Source organism: Streptomyces novaecaesareae (assembly GCF_000716875.1).
In the GTDB taxonomy this organism is placed as follows: domain Bacteria; phylum Actinomycetota; class Actinomycetes; order Streptomycetales; family Streptomycetaceae; genus Kitasatospora; species Kitasatospora novaecaesareae.
The window spans coordinates 15731-39012 of the sequence record NZ_JNWQ01000052.1 but is presented as its reverse complement, the minus strand read 5'-3'; the positions used below and the strand labels follow the sequence as shown (position 1 = coordinate 39012).

The window sequence follows — 23282 nt, the reverse complement described above, 5'->3', positions numbered from 1 at the left end:
GGGCCGGCCGGCCCACGGCGCCGAGACGGGCGCCGTGGGCCGGCCGGGGCCGTCGCACGATCCCGCAGCATCCTTCGCAACATCAGGTCCGGGGTCACCGAGGAGCGGCTCGGTGACCCCGGACGTCCAGGTGGTCCAGGGAGAGGCAGAGAGCAGTGATCAGTTCGCCACCGAAGCTTCGGGAGGGGCTGGAGGTCATCCGGGGGATGGACGACATCCCGTTGATCTTCGATCCGGTCACCGGGAACTACCACCGCATCACCCGCGCCAGCGAGGTGGTGCTCACCTTCCTGGACGGAACGCGCTCCAGGGACGACCTCGTCGAGTACTTCGCGAGCCGCGGTCGGACCGGCTCCGAGGCGACGTTCTCCCGGCAGTTGGACTCCTTCCTGGCGAGCCTGGAGCGGAGCGGTCTGCTGGAGGGCTCGGACCTGCCGGAGAAGGCCGGTGGCGGGCGGGTGCGCACCTCGATGTTCATGCCGCGGATCGTGCTCACCAAGTCCCTGCCGGTCGTCCTGGAACCCGTGGCGCGGCTCCTGCGCGCGCTGCCCGCGTGGCTCCTGGTCGCGGTCGCCGCGCTCGCGGCGCTCGCCGGGTACGGGTTCGGGTTCCACACCTTCTTCACCGAGACGCCGCCGCTCAAGCAGTCGGCCGGCGGCCCCGCCTTCCTGACGGCCACCGGCGTGATGCTGCTCTTCGTCCTGGTGCACGAGACCGCGCACGCCCTGGTCGCCCAGGTGCTCAAGGTCCCGATCCGCGGACTCGGCGTCGCCCTGCTCTTCTACTTCATGCCGGTGGCCTACGTCGACCGCACCGACGCCTACCGGGTGCGCGAACGCGGCGGGAGGGTCGTGCTGGCCCTCGCCGGGATCCTGAGCGACGGTGTGTTCTGCGGGCTCACCGGGATCGCGGCCCTGCGCTCCGAAGGACTCGTCCAGCACACCGCCGCCCTCGTCCTGGGCATGCAACTGCTCATGCTGGTCGTCAACCTCAACCCGCTGATGCCGAGCGACGGCTACACCGCCCTGGAGGCCGCGACCGGCCGGACCAACGCGCGCGGCCGGGCGTTCGCGCTCCTTCGCAGCACCGTCAGGCGTCAGCCGCTCCCCCCGCACCTGGAGAACCTGGCCGCCCGCGCCCGCCTGGCCTACCTGGCGTACGGACTGTTCTCGATCGCCTATGTCTGTTTCCTGGCCTTCTCGATGTTCCGGACGATCCCCTTCACCGTGCACCTGGCGCTCGCGGCGGTGGGCCGGTGACCGCCGTCTCGTCCGTACTGCTGACCCGGGTGGCGGGGCTGCCCGCCCAGGCCCTTGATCTGGTCCGTCCCGCCACGCGGACGCTGTTGGCCGAGCTCGCGGACGTCTCACAACGGCTCGAAGCCATGGCCGCCGAGCTCACCGACCTGTTCTTCGCCCTGGTGCCGCGGCTGGACGACGACGTGCCGTTGCGCCGCAGCGTCCTGGCCGGCAAACGGGCGGTCAACCGGCTCGATGCCCTGCCGTGGGACGCGGACGTGCTGCGGAGCCTGGAGAAGCGGATCCCGGCCGACGGGTCGGCGCTCGTCGAGGCCTGGATCCGACTCACCGGCGCCCGGCAGGAGTTGATGGTGCGGCTCGGCGCGCAGCTCGCCGAGGACCGGGAGCAGGCCGTCCGGAGCCTGCGCCGCGCACTGGAGTCGACCGGGTTCGCCGATTCGCTCGCCCTCGCGGCACCCGACTGGATCCGGCACGGCCGGCTCCGTGCCGAGTCGGCCAGGGACCTGAAGACCTTGTACTCCTACGTCGTGCGGGCCGCGGTGAAGACCAGCCCGTTCTCGGGGCTGACCACGGTCGGGGTGGCCGGCGTGGCCGGGGCGGGGCGGGCGCGCAGCCGTACGTCCGCGGCCGTCGCCCAGCTGGCCCTGCAGCGCCTGGCGCGCGACGAGCGGACGGCCGGTCTGTTCGGCTACCGGGCGGCCCCGGTCCGCCCGGGCGGCCCCACCGAACCCGACGGGCTGCTGCTGCACAGCGAGGTGATGATCACCGAGGGCGTCATCTGGCGCCAGGACCGGGCGGTCGAAGGCGATTACGCCCTCCCGTGGCTGAACCGGCTGCCGGCGCACGCGAGGCTCGACGAACTGCTCGACGCCCTCGGCGGGGAGCGCCCGTTCGCCCGCTTCCGTCGGCTGCTGGACGCCGGCCTCCTGCACCCGGTGCCGCCGTGGCAACGGGGTGACGATCCGCTGGTGGCGCTGGCCGCGCTCGTGGGCGGCCCTTCCCCGATCCCCCGTGCCGATCTCGCCCGGGTGCACGAGCTCGGCGCCCGGGCGCACCAGGAGGGCGTGCAGGGCCGGATCGACGCCGCGGCCGAAATCCAGACGATCACGGCCGACTGGACGGAGCACGCCGACCGGGGCGAACGACGGCCCAGCGGGCTCGTCTACGAGGACCGGGAGACCGATCTCCTCCTCCCGGACCCGCTCGCCGTACCGCACGTCCGCGCGGACCTGGAGGCCCTGGGCACGAGGATGCGCCCGCACGTCTTCCGTTCCCACGTCTACGACTTCCTGCTGGAACGGTTCCTCGCGGAGTTCGGTCCGGGCGGTGTCTGCCGGGATCCCCTCGGCTTCCTCATGCGGCTGACCGTCGACGGCGACGCGAACCCCCCGCTCGACCGCGCCATGGCCGCGGACATGATGAGCCGCAACGATCCCGGCGAACGGGCCTGGCTGCCGGTCGGACCGACCAGCGCTCCCCCGACGGCCGGGGTGCTCTTCCAGTTGGAGGCGGCCGGCCGGGCCGACGTCGCCCAGGGGCGGTACCGACTGGTCGTCAATCACTTCGGTGCCGGCAGCGGCGGGCTGTTCACCCGCTTCGGCCGGCTGCTCGGCGACGACTTCCGGGGCCGGCTCGCCGCGCACGTCCGGCGCTGCTGGACGGGTGCCCGGTGCCGGGAGCTCGTGGTGTGGACGGACTGCAACACCGTGCAGGCCGAATGCAGCGGCCTGTTGCCGCCACTGCTCCTGCCCGGGGAGCTCGGCTCGGGCGACGGGATCACCCTGGACGAGACCGTGCTCGTGCACGACCGGGCGGGCAACACCCTGTCCCTGTTCGACCGGCTCGGGGATCCGGTCGGCCTGGCCTATCTGGGGCTCATCCCGCAGCACCTGCTGCAGTCGTACCTCCGGCTGCTCGCCGTGCTGGCGGACCCGTGGGTCAACGGCTCGCCGCACTCCGACTACACGATGACGAAGGCCTACGAGCTGCGCGCGCACTGTGGTGCGGACGTGGTGGCGCTGCCCCGGCTGGTGGACGGCCGCGTGGTCACCCGCAGGGCGTCGTGGATCGTCCCGGTCGACGCGATTCCCCGGCCCGGGCCCGGCGACCGGGACGAGGCCGGGCAGGCCGTACGACTGGACGCGTTCCGTCGTGCCCACGGCATTCCGGAGGAGGTCTTCGTCCATCAACTCGGCAGCTCCGCCTTCGGCATGGCCGGCGACCGCAAGCCGATGTGGGTCTCGCTGGCGTCCCCGCTCTCGGTCGGGGTCCTGTGGCAGTGGCTGAGCCCGGAGACCGGCCACGTCCGCCTGGTCGAAGCCCTGCCGGAACGGCACCTGCACCCCCAGACCGACACCGTCGGCCGGCTGCGGGTCACCGAGCACGCGGCCCTGCTGTCCTGGCCCAAGGAGGCGTGATCATGGACTGGTGGTACGTCCGCGCATACCCCGGACACCCGGACCTGATGGACGAGGCCACCCGGGTCCTGGTGCCCTGGGTCGCCGGTCTGGCGGCCGAGGAGCGCGCGCCGAAGTGGTTCTTCACCCGCTACTGGGACATGACCGGCCATCACCTCCGGCTGCGCGTCCAGTGCTCCGGGGACGGCGCCGACCGCGCGCACGAGCGCCTGCCCGAACTCGTCGCACTGCTGGGCTCGTTCGGCAGGCCCACCGCGACCGAGCGGCTCGTCCCGGGCTCGCTCCCGCAGGGGCTGCCCGCCGTCCGGCGGGCCAGGTGCTGCCTGTACGCCCCCGAGCTGGCCAAGTACGGCGGGAGGAAAGGGGTTTCGCTGGCCGAGGAGCTGTTCACCGCCGCCTCCTCCTGGTACGCCGAGAACGACGTGGCCGCGCTGGACCCGCTCCGCGACCGCGCGGCCCTCGCGGTCGCGTACATGGGCTCCCTGGTGCGCACGGCGCTGCCGGAGGGGCTCCGCCCGGAGTTCTGGGCCGCGCACCGCCGGCAGTGGGGACGGCACCTGCGGATGGCCGTTCCGGGGCAGGACGAGCTGCGCGCCCTCATCACCCGCAGGGCGGCTGCGGCGGCCACCGCCGCGGGCCTCCACGAGCGCCTTCGGCGCAGCGTCGACGAGCACGTCGACCAGGTCGTGCGGACCCTCGACCGGGCGGCGGCGGCGGGAGTCCCGGTCGAGCGGGCGGTGCTCCTGCTGCACTACCTGCACATGGACCTCAACCGCTGGGGTTTCGTGCCGGCCGAGGAGAGTCTGCTCGGCATCGTCGCCGCGCACGGCTGAGATTCCTCCCATGCAAGCACTTGCCAAGTTGGCATCTTGATGCGAATCTGGAATCCGCACGTAGTTCCAGCTCGACTCAGCGGCACACGATGAGAGGCTGACGCGGAATGCCGGCACATGATCCGACGATCCTGTTCGAGAACGTCACCAAGTGCTATCCGGGACCACACGGAGAAACCCCCGCCATCGCGGGAATCGATCTGGCGGTGGGCCGCGGGGAGATATTCGGACTGCTCGGCCCCAACGGTGCGGGAAAGACCACGAGCATCGAAACACTGGTGGGCCTGCGCCGCCCCACCTCGGGAAGGATCCGGGTCCTGGGGTTCGATCCCGTCGCGCAGCGCGACGAGATCCGCAAGCACGTGGCGATCCAGCCGCAGCAGGCCGCCCTGTTCGAACAGCAGACGGTGGCCGAGCTGCTGCGGGCCTGGGCCTCATTCTATCCCGAGCCGGACACCCCTGACACGATCATCACCCGGATGGGGCTCCAGGACTCGCGCGACGTCCGGGTGGCCAAGCTCTCGGGCGGCCAGCGGCAGCGACTGCTCGTCGGCACGGCACTGATCTCCCGCCCCCGCGTGCTGGTGCTCGACGAACCGTCGACCGGCCTGGACCCCAACGCCCGACAGGAGTTGTGGACCGCGATCCGCGACTACCGCGAGGCGGGCGGGACGACCCTGCTCTCCACCCACTCCATGGAGGAGGCCGAGGCGCTGTGCGACCGGGTGGCCATCCTGCACAAGGGCTCGCTGGTGGCCTGCGGAGCCCCGGAGGACCTGATCGCCGAGCACGCCCCCGAACGCGAACTGCACTTCACCGTCGCCGCGGACAGCGATCTCGGGCCCCTGCGCCACCGGGCCGAGGTGTCGTACCTCAGCACGCACGACGGCGACGGGCACACCCGGGTGACGGTGCGGACGACGGATTCCGACGCCGTGGTCAGGCTGCTCACCGGCCCGATCGGCGCGAGGAGGATCCAGATCAGGGAAGCCGGCCTGGAAGCGGTCTTCCGCCGGCTCACCGGAACGGCTTTCGACGACGTCGCCGACGCGGAACGCGTCGACGCGGAAAGGGTGGCATCGTGATCTCCTCCGCCACGCGTGAACTGGCACTGCTGCACGCGCGGGAACTCCTGCGGGACCGCCGGTACTTCTATTTCGCGCTGTTCTTCCCTTTCGGAATGATGGGGATCTTTCTGACGATCGGCGCGCTGGCCCCCAAGAATTCCGGCGCCCCGGACTTCATGCAGCTGGTGATTCCGATGGCGCTCTTCCTTGCCGTCACCAGCACCGCGCTGACCGTCACGACCGGGCCGCTGGCGAACCTGCGCACCAAGGGCACGCTCCGGCTGCTCGGGACCACCCCCGTCGGGCGTGCGCGGCTGGTGTTCACGCACATGTTCGCCCGGCTCGTCATGGCCGCCTGCCAGGCCCTCGCACTGCTCGCCCTGGCATTCGCCCTGGGGAAGGTGGACGCGGGCCGGCTCCCCGTCCTCTTCGGCATCACCCTGCTCGGCCTCGCCCTGTTCGGGGGGATCGGCTACCTCATCGGCGGGCGGCTGTCCTCCCCCGACGCCGCCACCAACGTGGGCACCCTCATCCAGCTCCTGTCGCTGTTCCTGAGCGGCCTGACCTTCCCGCTGCACCTGATGCCCACGGCCGTCGCCGACGTCCTCGCCCTCCTGCCCACCACGTTCTTCGCGGACCTGATGACGACCCAGATGTCCGGCGCACAGCCGTACCACCCGGCCTGGCTCTCCGTCCTGGTCGTGTCCGCCAGCGCGGCGGCCGCCGTGTACGCCGCCGTCCGGACGTTCCGCTGGGACCAGGGCGAAGCCGGGTAGTTCCTTGCCGCTCCGGCAACCACCTCCTACTGTGACAAGTTATGGAAGAAGGCGACAGGGTGGACAGGCAGGAAGCGCAGAAGGCGCTCGCTGCGGCCGAAACAGCGGCTTCGCGGCTGCACGAGGGGGCTCGGTGGCACGCTGCCGGCGTCTTCCTCCTCGGCATCGCCATGATGGTCCTGACCGCGACGTACGGGTTGCTGGTCCAGCCGTCCGTGCCGTACGCGATTCCGGTCGGGCTCCTGATCCCCCTGCTCCTCCTGGGCGTCTACACGGCGACGCGTCCGGTGGTCCCGCGACACCACCGGGCGCTGTACGCCGTCATCACGTCCGCCGGAGCGGGCATCTACACCCTCACCGTGCTCCTCGGCACCGTGGAGTTCTCCGGCGAGCCGCTGTGGTGGCTGCCGGGAGCGGTCCTGTGCGCCGTGCCGTTCTTCCTGGTGGCCCTGCTGGACCGCAGGGCCGGGCACAGCGGAACGAGAAAGCCATGAACCATCCACGGTGGTCCCTCGACACCGTCATCCACGCGCCGATCCGGTTCTCCATCACGGCCGCGCTGGCCGCGGTCGACGAGGCCGACTTCAAGTCCATCCGTGAGGCCATCGAGATCACGGACTCGGCGCTGTCCAAGCAGATCGCGCTGCTGGAGGACGCCGGATACGTCAAGGTGCGCAAGACCTTCGTCGGGAAACGCGCCCGCACCTGGCTCTCCCTCACCAAAGCCGGACGCATCGCGCTGAACCGGCACCTGACCGCCCTCCGGGAGATCGCGGACTGGGATCCCCGGGAACACCCGGACGCATCCGACGCATCCGACGGAACCCACGGCCCGAACGGCCCGCAGGGCGGCGCCGCGCGCGGCACGCCGTAGCGGCCGCGGACCGCACCGGCCGACGGCCCGGCGCCGGCCTCGGGACTGGACCGAGACCGGCGCCGGGCCGCGTCCGCGTCAGCGGGGCGGGCGGGCCGCCCGGGCGGCGGCCACCCGGCGGAGCAGGGCGCGGCGTTGCGGGTCGGCGGCCTGGGCGGTCGGGGTGGCCGGGGTGAGGCGGGCGGCCAGGGAGCGGGCGGTGGGGTACTCGAAGACGACGTTCGACGGCACCTGCCGGTCCAGGCGCTTGGCGAGCCGGGCGCACAGGGCGAGTACGGCCATCGAGTCGGCCCCGTGGTGGAAGACGTTGTCGTCGGGGCCCAGTCGCACCGCCAGTACGTCCCCGAGGACTTCCAGGACCACCGCCTCGACGGGCGTCCCGGCACGTTCGGCGGTGGGCCGGAGGCCCGTCGCGGCCGGTGCGGGGCCCTGCAGGTCCCGGGCCAGCGCGCCGGTGTCGACCTTGCCGTTGAGCGTGAGCGGCAGGTCCCGGTAGACGCCCACCCGGGCGGGCACCAGGTACCCGGGCAGCCGGCCCCCGAGCCAGTCGCGCAGGTCTTCGGGCGTCGTGCCGGAGGCGGCCACCGTCTCGACGGCGGCCGCGAGTTGGCGGCCGGTGGGCGAGTCCACGGCGAAGACGACGGCGTGCCGCACGGCGGGATGGGCGGCGAGGGCGGTCTCGACCTCGCCGGCCTCGATCCGGAAGCCGCGGATCTTCAACTGCTTGTCCCGGCGGCCGAGGTACTCCAGGGTGCCGTCCGGCAGCACGCGCCCGTAGTCGCCGGTGCGGTACACGCGCTCGCCGGGTGCCCAGGGGTGGGCGGGGAAGCGCTGCTCGGTCAGCTCCGGGTCGTTGAGGTAGCCGACGGCCAGGCCCGGGCCGCCGACGACGATCTCGCCGACGGCTCCGACCGGCAGCGGCCGGAGCCGTTCGTCCATGACGTGCGCCGTGGACCCGTGGATCGCACGGCCGATCGGCACCGACCGGCCGGCGGCGGGATCCCGGTCCAGCCGGTGGCAGCAGGAGAACGTCGTGTTCTCGGTCGGGCCGTAGCCGTTCATCAGGACGGCGCGCGGCACGGAACGGGCGGCCTCGGCGAACAGCTCGGGCGGTACCGCCTCGCCGCCGACCAGCAGGTGGCGCATGCCGGCCAGGGCTTCCGGTGCGGCCTCCACCATCCGCGCGAACAGGGTGACGGTGAAGAAGCCCGCGGTGATCCGGTGGCGTTCGATGGCCCGGCACAGCAGCAGCGGGTCCTTGAGCTCCCGCGCCGTCGGCACCACGACCGCCCCGCCGTTGGCGAGCGCGCCCCACACTTCGAGGGTGGCCGCGTCGAAGGACGAGTTGGCCACCAGCAGGGTGCGGTCCTGCGGGCCCAGCGGCAGCGTGGTGCTGTCGCGCACGAGCCGGACGACGGCGTGGTGCGGGATGCCGACGAGCTTGGGGACGCCGCTGGTGCCGGAGGTCGGCATCACATAGGCCAGCGAGTCGTGCGCGGGCTGCCGGCCGGGGCGGGATCCGCCGTCGGCAGCACGGTCGCCGGTACGGCCGGCGACGCGGTCGACCAGGACGGCCGACATGCCGGCGGGCAGTTCGGCGGTGTCGATCAGGCCCCCGCGGGTCAGTACGACCCGGGCGCCGGACCGGCCGGCGAGGTCGGCCAGCCGGGTGGCCGCGTGCTCGGGTGCCAGCGGGAGGTAGCAGGAGCCCGCCTTGAGGACGGCCAGCAGGCCCGCCACCAGGTCCGCCGACTTCTCCAGCACCACCACGACCGGGTGCTGCTGGTCCGCCTCGGCGCCGAGTTCGGCCGCGATCGCCTCGGCCCGGCTCACCAGTTCCGCGTAGCCGAGGTGGTGGTCCCCGTCGATGACCGCGGTGGCCTGCGGGTCACGCGCGGCGTGGCCGTCGACGAGTGCGGTGAGGGTCTCGCGCGGGGCCGGCGGCGGCAGTGGCCGGCCCGGTCCGCCGAGGGCGGTCCGCTGCTCGGCCGGGCCCATCGCGGGCAGTTCGCCGAGGGGCAGTTCGGGCTGCTCGGCGAGCGCCGCGAGGAAGGCCGCGAAGCCGTCGGCGAGCCGCTCGCGGGTGCCGTCGAGGAACTGCGCCGGGTCGCACAGCCAACGCAGCCGGATCCGCCCACCGGTGTCCACGGAGCCGTCCGTGCCGAAGCCGTCCTCGACGAACAGCGCGAGGTCGTACACGGCGTTGCTCGGGATCGACGGCCAGCGGCCGAAGGTGAGGCCCGCGGCGGTGCGCGGTCCGGCGGGCGCGATGTGCTGCGCGACGACGACCCGGGCCGGGCCGGGGGTGCCGCCGGTGAAGTCGAGGGACTGGATGATGTCCTCGAACGGCAGCGCCGCGTGGTCGAGCGCCTCACCGGCCAGTGCGGCCACCTCGCGCAGGTACCCGGGGAACGGCTGGTCCTCGCGGACGCGGTCGCGCAGCGGCACGAGGTTGACGAAGTAGCCGATGGCGCTGTGCGCGTCGAAGGTGTCCCGGGTGGACGCGGCGATGCTCACCGTGTTGTCCGGGCCCAGGCCGCGCAGGTGCAGGTACGCCTTGAAGGCGGCGGTGACGGCGGTGAAGCGGGTGGTGCCCGCCGCGGCCGCGAGCGTGCCCAGCGCCGCGGTGGCGGCGGCGTCCAGGGTCTGCTCCAGCACGCTGGTGCGGCGGGCCGGCGCGGGCCCGGCGGTGAAGGGCTCCGGCAGCAGCATCGTGTCGGTGAACCCGTCCAGCGCCCGGGACCAGTACCGGCGCAGCGTCGCGCCCTGCGGCCCGGCGAGCAGGCTCCGCTGCGCCTCGGCGGCGTCGGCGGGGTGGGCGCCGGGGGCGAGGCGGGGCTGCGCGTCCGGGTCCTGGTACGCCTCGGCCAGGTGGGCCTCGAAGAGCTCCGCCGACCAGCCGTCGAACACCAGGTGGTCGGCGGCCAGTACGAGCGCCGCGGTCCCGGGCGCGGTCACCAGCTCGGCGTGCCAGCAGTGCCGGGAGACGTCGAACCGGTGGCGCAGCCAGTGGTCGATCCGGGCCTGGACCCCGGCCCGGTCGGCCGCCGCGTGGACGCCGAACGGGGTTTGGTCCGCGCCGGGCGCCGGCTGGACGAGCTGGACCGGGCGGCCGTCCTCGTCGACGGCGAAGACGGTGCGCAGCGCCTCGTGCCGGGCGGCGACCTGCGCCACGGCCCGCCGCAGGCGGTCGGGGTCGCACTCGCCGTCGAGCCGGACGGCGTGCACCACGGTGGTGTCGGAGCTCTCCGGGTGCAGCTCGCGCCAGGCCCACAGGCCCTCCTGGGTGCGGGCGGCCGGTCTGCGGCCGAGGCGCGCGGCCCCCGTCGGCCGGGCGGCCCGCGTCGGCCGGACCGGCTCGCCGGTCGACCGCGCAGGCTCGCCGGTCGCCGGGGCGGGCTCGCCGGTCGCCGGGGCGGGCTCGCCGCTCGGCCGGGCGGTGGCGATCCGCCGGGCGAGCTCGCGCACCGTCCCGGCCGCCAGGGGGTCCGCCGCGCCCACGTCCAGGCCGTGCCGGCGCAGCCGGGAGGCGATGTGCATGGCCGCCAGCGAGCTCCCGCCGACGGCCGGGAACCGGTCCGTCACGCCCAGCCAAGGGGCGTCGAGGATCTCCCGCCAGACGTCGAGGATCAGCTGCTCGCGCTCGCCCTCGGCGGCCGTGGCCGTCCCGAGGGCGGCGGGCCGCGAGCGGTCGGCGAGCAGGGCGACGGTGTCGACCTTGCCGTTCGCGGTGAGCGGGAAGGCCGCGGTCAGGACGATCCGGGTGGGGCGGGCGGCGGCCGGCAGCCGCTCGGCGGCCCAGGAGCCCAACTCCTCGGCGAGGCCGGGCGCTTCCGGGTCCGGGACCTCCAGCGCCGCGGCGAGTCGCGGACCGACGGGGGTGGGGGTGACGATCGCCAGGGCGCGGCGCACCACGGGGTGCGCGCCGAGCACGGCCTCGGTCTCGCCGAGCTCGACCCGGACACCGTCGATCTTGAGCTGGCTGTCGCGGCGGCCGGCGAACTCCAGTGCCCCGTCGGGCAGCAGCCTGCCGAAGTCCCCGGTCAGGTAGGCGCGTTCGCCGGAGTCCGGCAGCCGGACGAAGGCCGCCGCGGTGAGCTCCGGCGCGTCGAGGTAGCCGCGGGCCAGGCCCGCGCCGGTCAGCACGATCTGTCCGACCTCGCCGACGGGCACCGGGTGCAGGTCCTCGTCGAGCAGGTGGACGGCCATCCCGGCGACCGCGCGGCCGATGGGCGTGCGCCGCCACGGGTCCTCGACCCGGTCGAACAGGTGCATCGCGCCGACGACGGTGGACTCGGTCGGGCCGTAGCCGTTGATCAGGCGCAGGCCGGGCACGGCGGCCACCAGCCGGCCGAGCAGCTGCTGGGGCAGCGGCTCGACCCCGACCAGCACGCGGTCCAGCACGCACGCCTGGTCGCCGCGGGCGGCCCGCTGCTCGGCGGCGTCCACCAGCTCCGCCAGCAGCCCGGCGGGAAGGTACGCGTGGTTGACCCCGCGCTCGCACAGCTCGTCCCAGAGCCGCCGTGGGTCGCGCACCACCTCGTCGTCGGGGACGTGGACGGTGCCGCCGTTGACGAGGGTGTTGAACACCTCCCAGACGGTCACGTCGAATCCGGGGCTGCCGACCATCGTCCCGACCGGCCGGTTCAGGCAGGGCGCCACCTGCTCGACCGCGCGCACCATGTTGAGCACCGAGTGGTGCTCGATCTGCACGCCCTTGGGGGTGCCGGTGGAGCCGGAGGTGAAGAGCACGTAGGCGAGGTCGTGCGGGTCCACCTCGGCGGGCCCGGCCTCGGCCGGCCCCTCGACGGTGGCATCGGCCGTGGCGTCGAGCGGGACGAGCGGGCAGTCGAGGTCGCCGGGGGTCGCGCCCGGGGCGGCCTCCACGACGGCGGCGGGGCGCAGTTGGGCGAGCAGCGCGGCCCGGCGCCCGGCCGGGAACGCGGTGTCGACGACGCAGTAGGCGGCGCCCGCGTACAGGACGCCGAGGAGTCCGAGCACCGTCTCGGCGCGCCGGCCGCCGACCACGGCGACGCGGTCGCGCGGCCGGACTCCGGCCTCCCGCAGCGCCCGGGCGAGTTGCCGGGCGCTGCGGTCCAGCTCGGCCCAGGTCCACCGGCGCGAGCGGTCGGTGAGCGCCGGGTGGTCGGGGGCCTCGGCGGCTCGGGCGGCCAGGACGGCGGCCAGCGTGTCGGGTGTGGTGGTCATGGCGTGCCTCACGAGACGGAAGAGGTCTGGGCGGGGGCGGTGGCAGGCTCGGTGGCGGGGGCAGGAACGGTGGCGGGGGCAGGCGCGGTGACGGGCGCGGCGGCGGCCCGCTCGGCCAGGGCGAAGCGGCGGGCGAAGCGGTTGCCGTCCGCGATCCGCGGGGTCTGCGGCGCGGGCAGCGGTTCGTCGTCCCGGCCCTCGGCGAGCGCGGTCAGCAGCGCGGCCAGCCGCGTGGTGAAGCGTTCGACGGTGGCGCGCAGGTACCGGGCGGGCGAGTAGAGGAGGTGGATGGTCAGCCCGTCCGGGTGCGGCAGGAACTCGATGCAGAGGTCGAACTTGACCGCGGCGGGCGGCGGCAGTCGCAGGGCCGTCACCCCGTCCGCGCCGGCCGGGTGCTGCTCGCCGTCGAACATCGTGACGACGACGGAGAAGAGCGGGTTGCGCTGCTCCTGACCGCCGAGCCCGGAGCGGTTGACCACGTCCTGGTACGGGGTCGAGGCGTGCTCCAGGGCGCCGAGGAAGACCTCGCGCACGTGGCCGACGGCGTCGCGCAGCCGTCCGCCCGCGGCGTGCGGGCGCAGCCGCAGGACCACCGGGTCCACGAACATGCCGACGACCGACTCGAATTCGGGCAGCGCGCGGTTGGCGAGGTTCGATCCGACGACCACCTCCGAGCGGCCCGACCACTCCGCCAGGGCCACCGAGGCGGCGGTGAGCGCCAGCGCGTACAGCGTGGTGCCCTGTTCGCTCGCGACCCGGCGCAGCTGCCGGGTCAGCTGCGTGGGCAGCAGTCGGCGCAGTGCGGCGGCCTCGCCGGGGACGCCCTCGGCCGCGGTGTCGGCGACGGGGGCGGACGGGTCGAGCCCGCGGATGACGTCCTGCCAGTAGGCGAGGTCGCGTTCGCGGACGTCGGCGGCGAGCGAGCGCTCCCAGCCGACGAAGTCGCTGTAGTCCGCCGGCGGGAGCGCGAGCCGCTCCGGCGCCGCGCCGCCGGCCAGGGCGAGGAGGTCGCGCCGCAGGATGTCCACCGACCAGGCGTCCATGGTGACGTGGTGGCAGACCAGCAGGACGCGTACGGCTCCGGGCTCGGTGGCGATCAGGATCCGGGCGGCGTGCCGTTCGAGGTCGAACGGCCTGCGGACGAACGGCAGTGCCGCGCTCTGGAAGGCGGCTTCGAGCTGCGTCTCGTCCGCGTCCGCGCCGCCCAGGTCGACCGTCTCGACGGGCACCTCGTCCACCGGGGCGGTGACGCGCAGCGGTGCGCCGTCCGGCCCGGGCACGTACCGGGTGCGCAGTTCGGTGTGCCGGTGCAGGAGGGCCGCCACGGCCGCGCGGGCAGCGGCCTCGTCGAGCTGCGGCAGCCGCCAGCCGAACGGGACGTTGTAGTGGTTCGAGTCCGGGTCGAACTGCCAGAGGTACCACAGGCGTTGCTGCATCGTGGAGAGCGCGTCCGAGGGCTCGAAGGCGGGGGTCGCGGGGCCGGTCGCGGCCGGGCCGGCCGGGCCGGTGCCGCCGCCGTCGGCGCAGACCTCGGCCAGCGCGCCGAGCGTGCTCGCGCGCAGCATCTCGGCGAGCGACGCCTGGGTGCCCAGGGCGGTGCGCAGCCGTGCGGCGATCTGCATCATCTGCAGCGAGTCGACGCCGAGGCCGGTGAGGCTCTGCTCCGGGTCGGCGCACGCCTGGCCGGTGACCTCGGCGACGGTCGCGGCCACCGCGGCGAGCACGGATCCGCCGTCGAGGGCGGCGGCCGTCCCGGCCGCGCCGGCCACGTCGGCCAGCCCGGCGGCGACCCGGCGGCGGCGCGCCGCGAGGTCTCCGGCGGCGGCCACCAGTACCGGGGCGCTGGTGCGCAGCGCCCGGCGCAGCAGCCGGACACCCGCGTCGGTGCCCAGCGCGTCGGGCCGTGCCGTGCCGTCGGCGCTCCAGCCGTCCCAGCGCACGCTTCGCCACACCGGGCCCTGGGCGGGCCGGGGGCGGGCCGCCAGGGCGTCCAGGTAGGCGTTGCCCGCCGCGTACGCGCCGAACCGGAAGCCGCCGAGGACGGTGGAGATCGACGAGTACAGCAGGACGAAGTCGCAGTCCGTCCCGCGGAGCGCCTCGGTGAGGATCGCCGCGCCGCGGACCTTCGCGGCGGTGATGGCGAGCGCGTTCTCCGGGCCGGTGTCGGTCAGTTCACGGAACTCGCTGGTGTCGGTGTGCCCGGCGAGGTGCAGCACCCCGTCCAGGCGTCCGTGCCGTGCGACGAGCACGGCGACGGCGGCCCGGACGGCGGCCGCGTCGGTGACGTCCAGGACGAGTTCCTCGACGGTGGAGCCCAGCGCGGCCACCTGGGCCAGGATCGCCGCGTGTTCGGGCGCGGGCGTCCGGCCCGCCGTACGGCCGGCGAGCACCAGCGTGCAGGGGGCCTCCTCGCTCAGCGCCCGGGCGGCGGCGGCGCCGATCCGGCCGTTGCCGCCGAGCAGCAGGTAGACGCCGCCGCGCCGGACCGGTGAGGGCCGGTCGGCCGGGGCGGGTTCGTAGCGCACGGTGTAGCGGTGGCCGGCGCGCAGGGCCACGTCCTCCGGGCTCGGGGCGAGGATCTCCGTCACGAGCGCGTCGAGGTCGTCCGCCGCTTCGGGGCGCAGGCCCGGGGTCGGGTCCAGGTCCACCAGGTGCGCGGTGACGCCGGGCAGGTCGTGCGGGGCGCAGCGGACCAGGCCGAGGACGGCTGCGGCCGACGCGTCCGGCTGCTGGCCCGCGGCCACCGGGAGCAGGCCCCGGGTGACGATGTGCACTGAGCGCACGGCGGTGCCGTGGGCGGCGAGGGCGCGGGCCGGGGCGAGCAGGCCGCGTTCGAGCCAGCCTGCGAGGGCCTCGGGCTCGGCCGGCTCGGCTGCGTCCTCCGGGCCCGCCGACAGCCCGCCGGCGAGGCCGGCGAGGGTGAGGTCGACGACGTGCTGGGCCGGGGAGCGCGGGGAGTCACCGGGCGCCAGCAGCTCGACCTGGTGGCCGGCCCGCTCGATCCGGGCCGCGAGCTCGGCGGCCAGCGGGGACGGCGAACGGTCCGCGGCGGGCGAGGACGGCGAACGGTCCACGGCGGCGGGCACGATGAGCGCGACGCGCAGTGGCTCGGCCGCCGGGGTGAGGGCGCCGCGCGGGGAGATCCGCGCGACCGGCATGCTCAGCTCCTCGAATCCGCCGAGGCCCTCGGCCGCGGGGGCCGTGGCGCGCTCGTGCCGCCAGAAGCGTCGGGCGGCGAACGGATGGCCCGGGAGCCGGACGAAGGCGCGGTCGGCGGTCTGGTTCAGCGCGTCCCAGTCGACGGGGGTGCCGTGGGCCCAGAGGCGGCCGAGCGCGGTGGCGAGCGCCTCGAAGCCGTCGTCGGCGCCGGCCGAGACGGCCACGGCGAGCTCGGCCGACCGGCCGCTGCCCTCCGCGGTGGCGCGGGAGACGAGTGCCGTGAGCGCGGTGCCGGGGCCGAGTTCGCAGAAGCGGAGCCGGTCGGCCTCCAGCAGGCTCACCGCGGCGGAGGCGAAGCGGATGGGCTCGCGCAGGTGGCGCACCCAGTAGTCGGGGGCCGCCCACTCCTGCGGCTCGGCCCAACTCCCGGTCAGGGTGGAGGGCATCGCGGCGCGGGCCGGCCGCGGGTCGGCGGCGAGGACGGCCCGTCGGTAGGCGTCCAGGATCGGGTCCATCAGCGGCGAGTGGAACGCGATCGCGCCGGGCAGGACACGGCAGTTGACTCCGCGGGCGGTCAACTCCCGGTGCGCGGCCTCGACTTCTGCGGCGCCGCCGGAGAGCACCAGCCGGTCGGCCGCGTTGTGGCCGGCCAACGCCAGGCGCTCGCCCAGCAGTTCGGCCACATCCTGCGGTGCGCAGTTGGCGGTGAGCATCGCGCCCGGCTCGCAGCCGCGCATCAGGGTGTCCCTGGTGTGCAGCAGCCGCATCACCGCGGCGCGCTCGAAGACTCCGGACAGGTGTGCCGCGGCATACTCGCCGAGGCTGCTGCCGATGTACGTGTCGGCCCGCACGCCGAGGTGCTCCAGCAGCCGGGCGTAGGCGATCTCCACGGCCACCAGCGCCGGCTGGTACGGGTTGCCCTGGGTCGCCGGTCCGTCGCCGTGGCCGTGGCCGTCGCCGAGGCCGTGGCCGAGGAGTTGCTCCAGCAGTTCGGTCCCGGTCAGCTCCAGGGCCTCGGCGCAGCGGTCGATCTCGGCGCGGAAGACGGGGTGGGCCCGGTAGAGGTCGGCGGCGTGCCCGGTGGCCCGGCCCGCCTGCCCCGGGAAGCTGAACACCACCGGGGCGTCGCCGCTCCGGCCCGCGGACGGCTGAAGCGCCGGCGCCCGGAACGCGCGCAGCGACTTCCGGGCCTGCTCGGCGTCGGCGGCGACGATCACGGCTCGCGCGCCGGGGTGGGCGAGTCGTCCCTGCGTCAGGGTGTGCGCGGTGTCGGCGAGGGCCGCCGCGACGAGGTCGGGGCTCTCGGCGAGCGCCCGGGCGTGGCGTTCGAGTCCGTCCGGGTCGGGGGCGGAGAGCGGCAGTGCGAGCGGGCGGTCGGCGGCCGGGCGGGCGGGCTCCGCCACGAAGCTCTCGACGATGGCGTGGGCGTTGGTGCCGCCGACGCCGAAGGAGCTGACCGCGGCGCGGCGCACCGGCTCGGTCCACTCCTCGGCGGCCTGCGGGATGCGGAACGGCGTGGCGGCCAGGTCCAGGTCGGGGTTGAGGGCCTCGTGGCCGGCCAGCGGCGGCCGGAGCCCGTCGCGGACCGCGCACACCGCCTTGATCAGCCCGGCGACGCCGGCCGCGCGGTCGAGGTGTCCGAAGTTGGCCTTGAGCGAGCCCAGGGCGCAGAAGCCGGTCTGCTCGGTGAACAGCTCGTACGCCTGCCGCACCGCCTCGATCTCGATCGGGTCGCCGAGGCGGGTGCCGGTGCCGTGTGCTTCGAAGTACCCGATGGTCTCGGCCGGTACGTCGGCCAGCGCGAGCGCGGTGGCGATCAGTTCGGCCTGTCCCTGGACGTTGGGGGCCATGAAGCTGCTCTTGGCGCGGCCGTCGTTGTTGGTCGCGGTGGCCCGGATCACGGCGTGCACGGGGCGGCCCTGCGCCAGCGCGTCGCCGAGCCGCTGCAGCACCACGGCGCCGGCGCCGTTGGCGGGCACGGTGCCGTTCGCCGCGGCGCCGAAGGGGCGGCAGCGGCCGTCCGGCGAGGCGATCATGCCCTCCTGGTACACGTAGCCGAGGCCCTGGTCCGGGTCGAGCGAGACGCCGCCGGCCAGTGCCACGTCGGTCAGGCCGCCGCGCAGGCTCTGCACGGCCAGGTGCACGGCGACCAGCGAGGAGGAACAGGCGGTCTGCACGTTGACCGCCTCGCCGCGCAGATCGAGCAGGTAGGCGACGCGGGTCGCCAGGAAGTCGGGGCTGTTGGCGATCATGCGCCGGTAGCGTTCGTTCTCGTCGAGCCCGTCCACCGGCCCGGAGATCCGGTAGCGGCTGGGCGCGGCCGCCGCGTACACCGAGACGGTCCGCTCGGCCTCGCCGGGGACGACGGCGGCGTCCTCGAACGCGTGCCAGGCCACCTCCAGGAAGACGCGGTGCTGCGGGTCGAGCAGTTCCGCCTCGTGCGGGGTGAGGCCGAAGAAGGGGGCGTCGAACCGGTCCGGGTCCGCCAGCAGCCCACCGGCCGGCACCCGCCGGCCGGGCGCGTCGCCGGGCACGCCGTCGGGCTCCCAGCGGGTCACCCGGTCCTCGCCGTCGAGGCAGTGCCGCCAGAACTCGGCGAGGTCGGCCGAGCCGGGGAAGCGGCCGGCCATGCCGACCACGGCGATGTCCGAGTCCTGGTAGGGCCCGTGGTCGGGTTCGGGTTCCGGTCGGTGGTCGGGAACGGTCAGCGACATGATGCGGTGGCTCCTGGGTTCTGCCGGGTCGGGGCGGGCGCGGTCGGGCTCAGCCGCCGAAGCACTCGGTCGGTATGCAGTCCTCGATCAGCGCCGCGGCGGCGACCACGTGCGCGGGGTCGAGCAGGGTGTGGTGGGTGCCCGGGGTCCAGCGCTGCGGGATCGCGCGCCCGAACACCGCGGACCAGCCGAGGTCCTGCGGTGCGTCGCCCCAGCCGGTCTCGTCGAGCGCGCGGACCAGGACGGTGGGCGCGGCGCAGGGCCGCGCGGTGAACTCGGCGCGGGCGGCGCGCAGATGCCAGCGGTAGGTGGCCGCGTACGGCTCCAGGTCCTCGGGGGTGAACCCGGCTCCCGGGGAGCGTTCCTCCAGGGCGCGGGCGACGGCCGCGAGGATCTGCGCGTCGTCGGCGTCGGCGGGCAGGTGGTCGGGTTCCGCGACGCCGAACAGTGCGGCGATCTCCGCGGCCGGCCGGCGCGGGCGTACGCCGAGGAGGGCGGGGGTGGCGCTGTCGAGCAGCACCACGGTGCGCGGCGCGGCGCCGGCCTGTTCCGAGAGCCGGGCCATCTCGACCGCGACGGCGCCGCCGAGCGACCAGCCGACCAGCACCGTCCGGCGCGGGTCGGCCAGCAGTGCCAGTTCCTCCAGGTAGTCGGCGGCGATGGCGCCGATCGAGCAGCGGTCCTCGGGGGCCTGCGCGTCGGCCTCGAACGCGAGGACGCCCGGGCCGGGGGGCAGGTGCGGCAGCAGCCTGCGGAAGCCGCCGGCGCTGCCGCCGGCGGGGTGGACGAAGGCGATCGAGTCGCCGCTCGGGCCCGCGGCACGCAGGCTGAGCAGATTGCCGCGGATCACGGTGTTCCTCTCGTGGTCGGGGCCCGGGGCGCGGTGCGCCCCGGGCTGGGGGGTCTGCCCGGCTGCCCTGGTCAGGAGGTGCGGGACTGCGGGCGCAGGTAGGAGGCGATCGACTCGACGGTGGGCCGGCGCACGACCTGACGCAGCGACAGCTGCTCGTGCCCCTGTGCGCGCAGCAGGTTGACCAGGCGGGCCAGCAGGAGCGAGTGCCCGCCGCAGGCGAAGAACTCGTCGTCCGGGCGCGGCCAGCCGCCCCCGATCACCTGGCGCCACGCGGTGGCCACGACCAGCTGCTCGGCGTCGTAGTCCTGCGGATCGGCCTCGGCCTCGGTCACGGCCCGGGCGAGCAGCGCCGTACGGTCGACCTTGCCGGTCGCGGTGAGGTCGAAGCGCTCCAGGACGGTGACGGAGTCGGGCACCATCGGCTGCGGCAGGATCGCGGCGATCTCCGCGCGCACCTGGTCCGCCTGGGCGGTACCGGTGACGAACGCCCGCAGGCAGGGCCGCTCGGCCCGCCGGTCCAGGACGACGACGGCGTCGCGCACTCCGGCGCCGCGCCGGGCGGCGTGCTCGATCTCGTGCAGGTCGATCCGCCAGCCGTTGAGCTTGATCTGGCTGTCGCCGCGGCCGAAGAGCCGCAGGGTGCCGTCCGGCCCGAGCACGCCGAGGTCGCCGGTGTGGTAGCAGTCGACGCGGCGGCCCGCGATCTCCGGCGTCCGGAACGGCGACGCGCCCTGGTGGCCGGAGAGGTAGCCGACGGCCAGGCCGGGTCCGGTCACCACGACCTCGCCCAGGACGCCGTCGGGCACCGGCGAGCCGTGCTCGTCGACGACGGCGAGCCCGGCGCCGGCGACGCCGGTGCCGACGTGCACGCCGCCGCCGGGGGTCATCCGGCCCGCGGTGGCGGTGGCGGTGGCCTCCGTCGGCCCGTAGAGGTTCCACACCTCGGCCTGCGGGTGCCGGGTCCAGATCCGGCGGAGCAGGTCGGTGTCCAGGGGCTCGCCGCCGAGCAGCACCCGGGCCAGGTTCATCCGGGGGGCCGTCTCGGTGCCCTCCTCCTCGGCGAGCAGCGCGGAGAGGTAGCTGGGCACGCAGTTGAGGGTGACCGGCTCGGTGGAGGCGGCCAGCTCGGCGCGCACCGCCGCGAGGTCCAGGCGGTCCGCGGCCGGCAGCCGGACGCAGCCGCCCGCGTACAGCACGCCGAGGGTCTGCTTGAGCGAGGCGTCGAACAGCGGGCTGGAGACGACCGGCAGCGGGGTGGCGGCGACGCGGAGCTCCTCGTCCGCCCAGCGCAGGTAGTTCTCCAGGCTGCTCCGGCGCACGCCGACCAGCTTGGGCACGCCGGTGGAGCCGGAGGTGCGCAGGAGGTAGGCGAGGGCCTGCGGCCCGGTGGCGACGGGCTCGGCCAGGCCGCCCGTCGTACCGTCCGGCAGCTCGCCCAGCACCAGGGCCCGGCACTGGGCCGGGAGCATCGCGGGCTCGGCTCCGGCGCCGAGCACGGCGGTGTGCGCCCCGGAGCGCGCGAGGGCGTCCGCGATCCGGGCGGCGGGCTCCTGCGGCGAGAGCGGCAGGAACACCCCGCCGAGCGCGTTGACCGCCAGCAGCGCGGCGAGCAGGTCGGCGTCCAGGTCGGCGAGGACGGCGACGACCCCGCCCACCGGCAGGCCGTCCAGCCGGCGGGTGATCTCGGCGGCCCGCGCGTCGAGTTCGGCGTACGTCCACACCCGGTCGCCCTGCCGGCAGGCGGGCGCCTCGGGCTTCGCGGCGGCGTGTGCGCGGAAGCGGGCGGTCAGGCCGTCGGCGGCCGGGGCGGCCAGGCCGGCCTGCAGGCGCTCGGCGAGGCCGGTCGCGTCCTGCTCCGGCAGCAGGCGCAGCGCGGCGAGCGGGGCGTCGGTCCGGTGGACGAGGTCGGTGAGCAGCGCGCTCCACATGGCGAGCACCGCGGCGAGGCGGTCCTGCTGCTCGGGGCCGTGGCTCTCGACGTGCAGCGTGGCCGAATCCCCGTGGACGCGCAGCGAGAAGACGGCTCGGCCGGCGAGCGGGAAGGACCAGGACTCCAGGCTCCAGCCCGCCGGCAGCTGCGGCAGGCCGTCCGAGTCGAAGACCAGTTCGGGAGTGGTGTCGGCCGGGCCGTGGGTCGGGCCGCCGAGCATCGCCAGGGCCTGCTCGTCCTCGGCGCAGTGGGCGCGCACCGCGGCCGGCCCGTCCAGGGTGAGGTCCGGTGCCGTCGCGCAGGGCACGACCTGGGTGAACGGGCCGACGACGGTGGGCAGTCCGATGGCCTGGCGGGCGTCGCCCGTCCAGCCGAGGCCGCCGGTGCCGAGGCCGATGCGGCGCAGCACGGTGGCCAGCGCGGTGCGGGCGACGTCGGACGGGGTGGCCCCGGCCTCGGCGGCGAGGGCGTTCAGCCGGGCGAGCGTCGGGCCGGACAGCGGGCGCCCGAGGGCGACGGGCTGCGCGTCGGGGCCGTCGGTGCGGCCGGGCACGGCGTCGGCCAGCTGCCTCGCCGGGCCCTCGGAGCGCGGCCGACGACCCGCCCAGAACCGCTCCTCCTCGGCGAGTTCGCCCTCGCGCAGCATGGCCAGGTGGCCGGGCGCGATCGCCAGGTAGTCCGGGGCGTCGCCGTGCCGGTCGTCGGCGCCGGGGGTGGCGAGGCGCTGCGCCAGCTCGGCCAGCAGCAGGCTGACGGAGGTGGTGTCCGCGAACATCGCGTCGCAGGAGAGGGTGAGTTCGGGGCCGTCCCAGCTGTCGGTGACGCGCGCCCGGAAGGTGCCGACGGCGAGCTCGCCCTCGGTCCAGTGCGCGACGGCCGCCGGACGCTGGCTGGGGATCCGCAGGCCCGGCACCTCGACGAGGTCGGCGCCGAGCACCGGAGCCGTGGCGAGCGCGGCCGAGAGGGCTGCCCGTACCTGGCCGGCCTGGGCCGTGGGGATCCGGACGGCGAGCGAGAGCCGGCGCTCGCCGCTGCCGAGCAGCGTGCGCTGGATCGGGCCGAGTTCGGTCAGCACGGTGGTGGCGGTGGTGTCCTGGACGGTGGTCATGCCTGAACCCCCTGGGTGGCGAGGTAGGACTCGGCGATCTTCAGCAGGATGCGGCGCGGGCCGCTGAACGGGCGGCGGCCGTGCGCGGCGAGCATGTTGTCGACCACGAGCACGTCGCCCTCGCGCCAGTCGAACTGCACCGCGTGCTGCTCGACGATGTCGTTGACGACGGTGATCGTCTCCGGGTCGATGTCCGAACCGTCGCCCCAGTAGACGTTGTTGGGCCACAGCTGCTCGTCGGTGTCCTCCGGCGAGGTGGACAGGGCGTCGCGGATCCCGCTGTCCATCCGGGAGATGTGGAAGCCGTGGGCGTAGTTGAACCACACCGGCTCGCCGGTCACCGGGTGCTCGGCGACGGCGACGCGGCGCTCCGAGGTGCGCAGCCGGTCGTCGCCGATCCACTCCACGGTGCGTCCCTCGCGGGCGCACACGGCCTCGACCTCCTCGCGGCTGTCGGTCTCGTAGGAGCGCTGCCAGGTGCGGTTGTAGCCGTAGCCGCGGGTGTAGAGCAGGCCGCGCTCGGCGAACTGCGCGCGGATGTGCTCCGGGATGGCCGCGAGGATCTTCCGGTTGTCCGCGATCGGCGTCTGGCCGCGGTCCTGCGGCTCGATGTCGCACTGGAAGAACAGCAGCATCGGCCAGTCGTTGGAGTAGCAGAACTCGCTGTGCAGCCGGATGTCGAGCTCCTCCGGGTACTCGCTGGCCGTGTAGGTGTTCTGGCCGACCCGGCTGCGGATCGCCGCGCCGCCCTGGTACTCGACGAGCTCGCCGCTGAAGGCCTGCACCACGGCGTCGAAGTCCGGCCGCTGTGCCGAGCGGAAGAGCAGGGCGCCGTGGCGGTGCAGGTCGGCGCGCAGTTCCTCGCGGTGCGCCGCGATCCAGGCGGGCAGGTCCACGTCGGACTCGGATTCGAGGACGAGCGGCAGCTGCTCCTCGTTGTAGGTGGTACGGCGCACCAGCTCCGGATCGGCGGCGCCGCGCGGGGTGCGCGACTCCAGGCCGGCGAACTTGGCGATGGGCATGGCTGGACTCTCCTGCGGTGGTGGAGGTGACGGGGGGTGGTACCGGACAGGTCTGGATGGGG

General features: G+C 75.0%; 12 protein-coding genes. 7 read left to right on the top strand and 5 right to left on the bottom strand.

The genetic code is table 11. The annotated features are described in order from the left end of the window. Positions 1-155: 155 nt before the first annotated feature. The 7 genes from OP86_RS20425 (at position 156) to OP86_RS20395 (ending at position 7226) form a co-directional block, all read left to right on the top strand. Positions 156-1259, top strand: a complete 1104-nt coding sequence (locus OP86_RS20425) for a zinc metalloprotease (RefSeq protein ID WP_157849792.1) — start codon at positions 156-158, stop codon at positions 1257-1259. Continuing rightward, on the top strand, positions 1256-3676 hold the full coding sequence (locus OP86_RS36725; RefSeq protein ID WP_030257601.1) for a lantibiotic dehydratase family protein: 2421 nt from the start codon (positions 1256-1258) through the stop codon (positions 3674-3676). The genes OP86_RS20425 and OP86_RS36725 overlap by 4 nt, the downstream gene beginning before the upstream one ends. Positions 3677-3678: 2 nt before the next feature. After that, on the top strand, positions 3679-4509 hold the full coding sequence (locus OP86_RS36720) for a thiopeptide-type bacteriocin biosynthesis protein (RefSeq protein WP_030257599.1): 831 nt from the start codon (positions 3679-3681) through the stop codon (positions 4507-4509). A gap of 107 nt (positions 4510-4616) precedes the next feature. Then, a complete protein-coding gene (locus tag OP86_RS20410) occupies positions 4617-5594 on the top strand; it encodes an ABC transporter ATP-binding protein (protein ID WP_051830326.1) in 978 nt (325 codons plus the stop codon). Further along, complete coding sequence (locus OP86_RS20405; RefSeq protein ID WP_030059263.1) at positions 5591-6352, top strand: ABC transporter permease; 762 nt, start codon at positions 5591-5593, stop codon at positions 6350-6352. Before OP86_RS20410 ends, OP86_RS20405 begins: the two co-directional genes overlap by 4 nt. A 59-nt stretch (positions 6353-6411) precedes the next feature. Next, complete coding sequence (locus tag OP86_RS33715) at positions 6412-6846, top strand: hypothetical protein (RefSeq protein ID WP_051830325.1); 435 nt, start codon at positions 6412-6414, stop codon at positions 6844-6846. Beyond that, entirely contained in the window at positions 6843-7226 is a 384-nt protein-coding gene (locus OP86_RS20395; RefSeq protein WP_078588755.1) for a winged helix-turn-helix domain-containing protein, read from the top strand. The genes OP86_RS33715 and OP86_RS20395 overlap by 4 nt, the downstream gene beginning before the upstream one ends. A 78-nt stretch (positions 7227-7304) precedes the next feature. Here the strand turns inward: OP86_RS20395 and OP86_RS20390 are convergent, their stop codons facing one another. The 5 genes from OP86_RS20390 to OP86_RS20370 form a co-directional block, all read right to left on the bottom strand. Further along, a complete protein-coding gene (locus tag OP86_RS20390; protein WP_030257591.1) occupies positions 7305-12434 on the bottom strand; it encodes a non-ribosomal peptide synthetase in 5130 nt (1709 codons plus the stop codon). 8 nt (positions 12435-12442) lie between these two features. Continuing rightward, the gene (locus OP86_RS20385; RefSeq protein WP_030257588.1) at positions 12443-18307 is read right to left on the bottom strand and encodes a type I polyketide synthase; all 5865 of its coding nucleotides are present in this window, start codon (positions 18305-18307) and stop codon (positions 12443-12445) included. Between the two features lie 49 nt (positions 18308-18356). Continuing rightward, the gene (locus tag OP86_RS20380) at positions 18357-19157 is read right to left on the bottom strand and encodes a thioesterase domain-containing protein (protein ID WP_030059272.1); all 801 of its coding nucleotides are present in this window, start codon (positions 19155-19157) and stop codon (positions 18357-18359) included. A gap of 71 nt (positions 19158-19228) precedes the next feature. Continuing rightward, complete coding sequence (locus tag OP86_RS20375) at positions 19229-22198, bottom strand: AMP-binding protein (RefSeq protein WP_030059273.1); 2970 nt, start codon at positions 22196-22198, stop codon at positions 19229-19231. Then, complete coding sequence (locus OP86_RS20370; RefSeq protein WP_051830324.1) at positions 22195-23220, bottom strand: TauD/TfdA family dioxygenase; 1026 nt, start codon at positions 23218-23220, stop codon at positions 22195-22197. The genes OP86_RS20375 and OP86_RS20370 overlap by 4 nt, the downstream gene beginning before the upstream one ends. Positions 23221-23282 lie beyond the last annotated feature (62 nt).

Coding starts and splice junctions, on each gene's coding strand:
- OP86_RS36720 (WP_030257599.1), top strand. CDS start 3,679: ATGGACTGGTGGTACGTCCGCGCATACCCCGGACACCCGGACCTGATG.
- OP86_RS20410 (WP_051830326.1), top strand. CDS start 4,617: ATGCCGGCACATGATCCGACGATCCTGTTCGAGAACGTCACCAAGTGC.
- OP86_RS20395 (WP_078588755.1), top strand. CDS start 6,843: ATGAACCATCCACGGTGGTCCCTCGACACCGTCATCCACGCGCCGATC.
- OP86_RS20390 (WP_030257591.1), bottom strand. CDS start 12,434: ATGACCACCACACCCGACACGCTGGCCGCCGTCCTGGCCGCCCGAGCC.
- OP86_RS20385 (WP_030257588.1), bottom strand. CDS start 18,307: ATGTCGCTGACCGTTCCCGACCACCGACCGGAACCCGAACCCGACCAC.
- OP86_RS20375 (WP_030059273.1), bottom strand. CDS start 22,198: ATGACCACCGTCCAGGACACCACCGCCACCACCGTGCTGACCGAACTC.
- OP86_RS20370 (WP_051830324.1), bottom strand. CDS start 23,220: ATGCCCATCGCCAAGTTCGCCGGCCTGGAGTCGCGCACCCCGCGCGGC.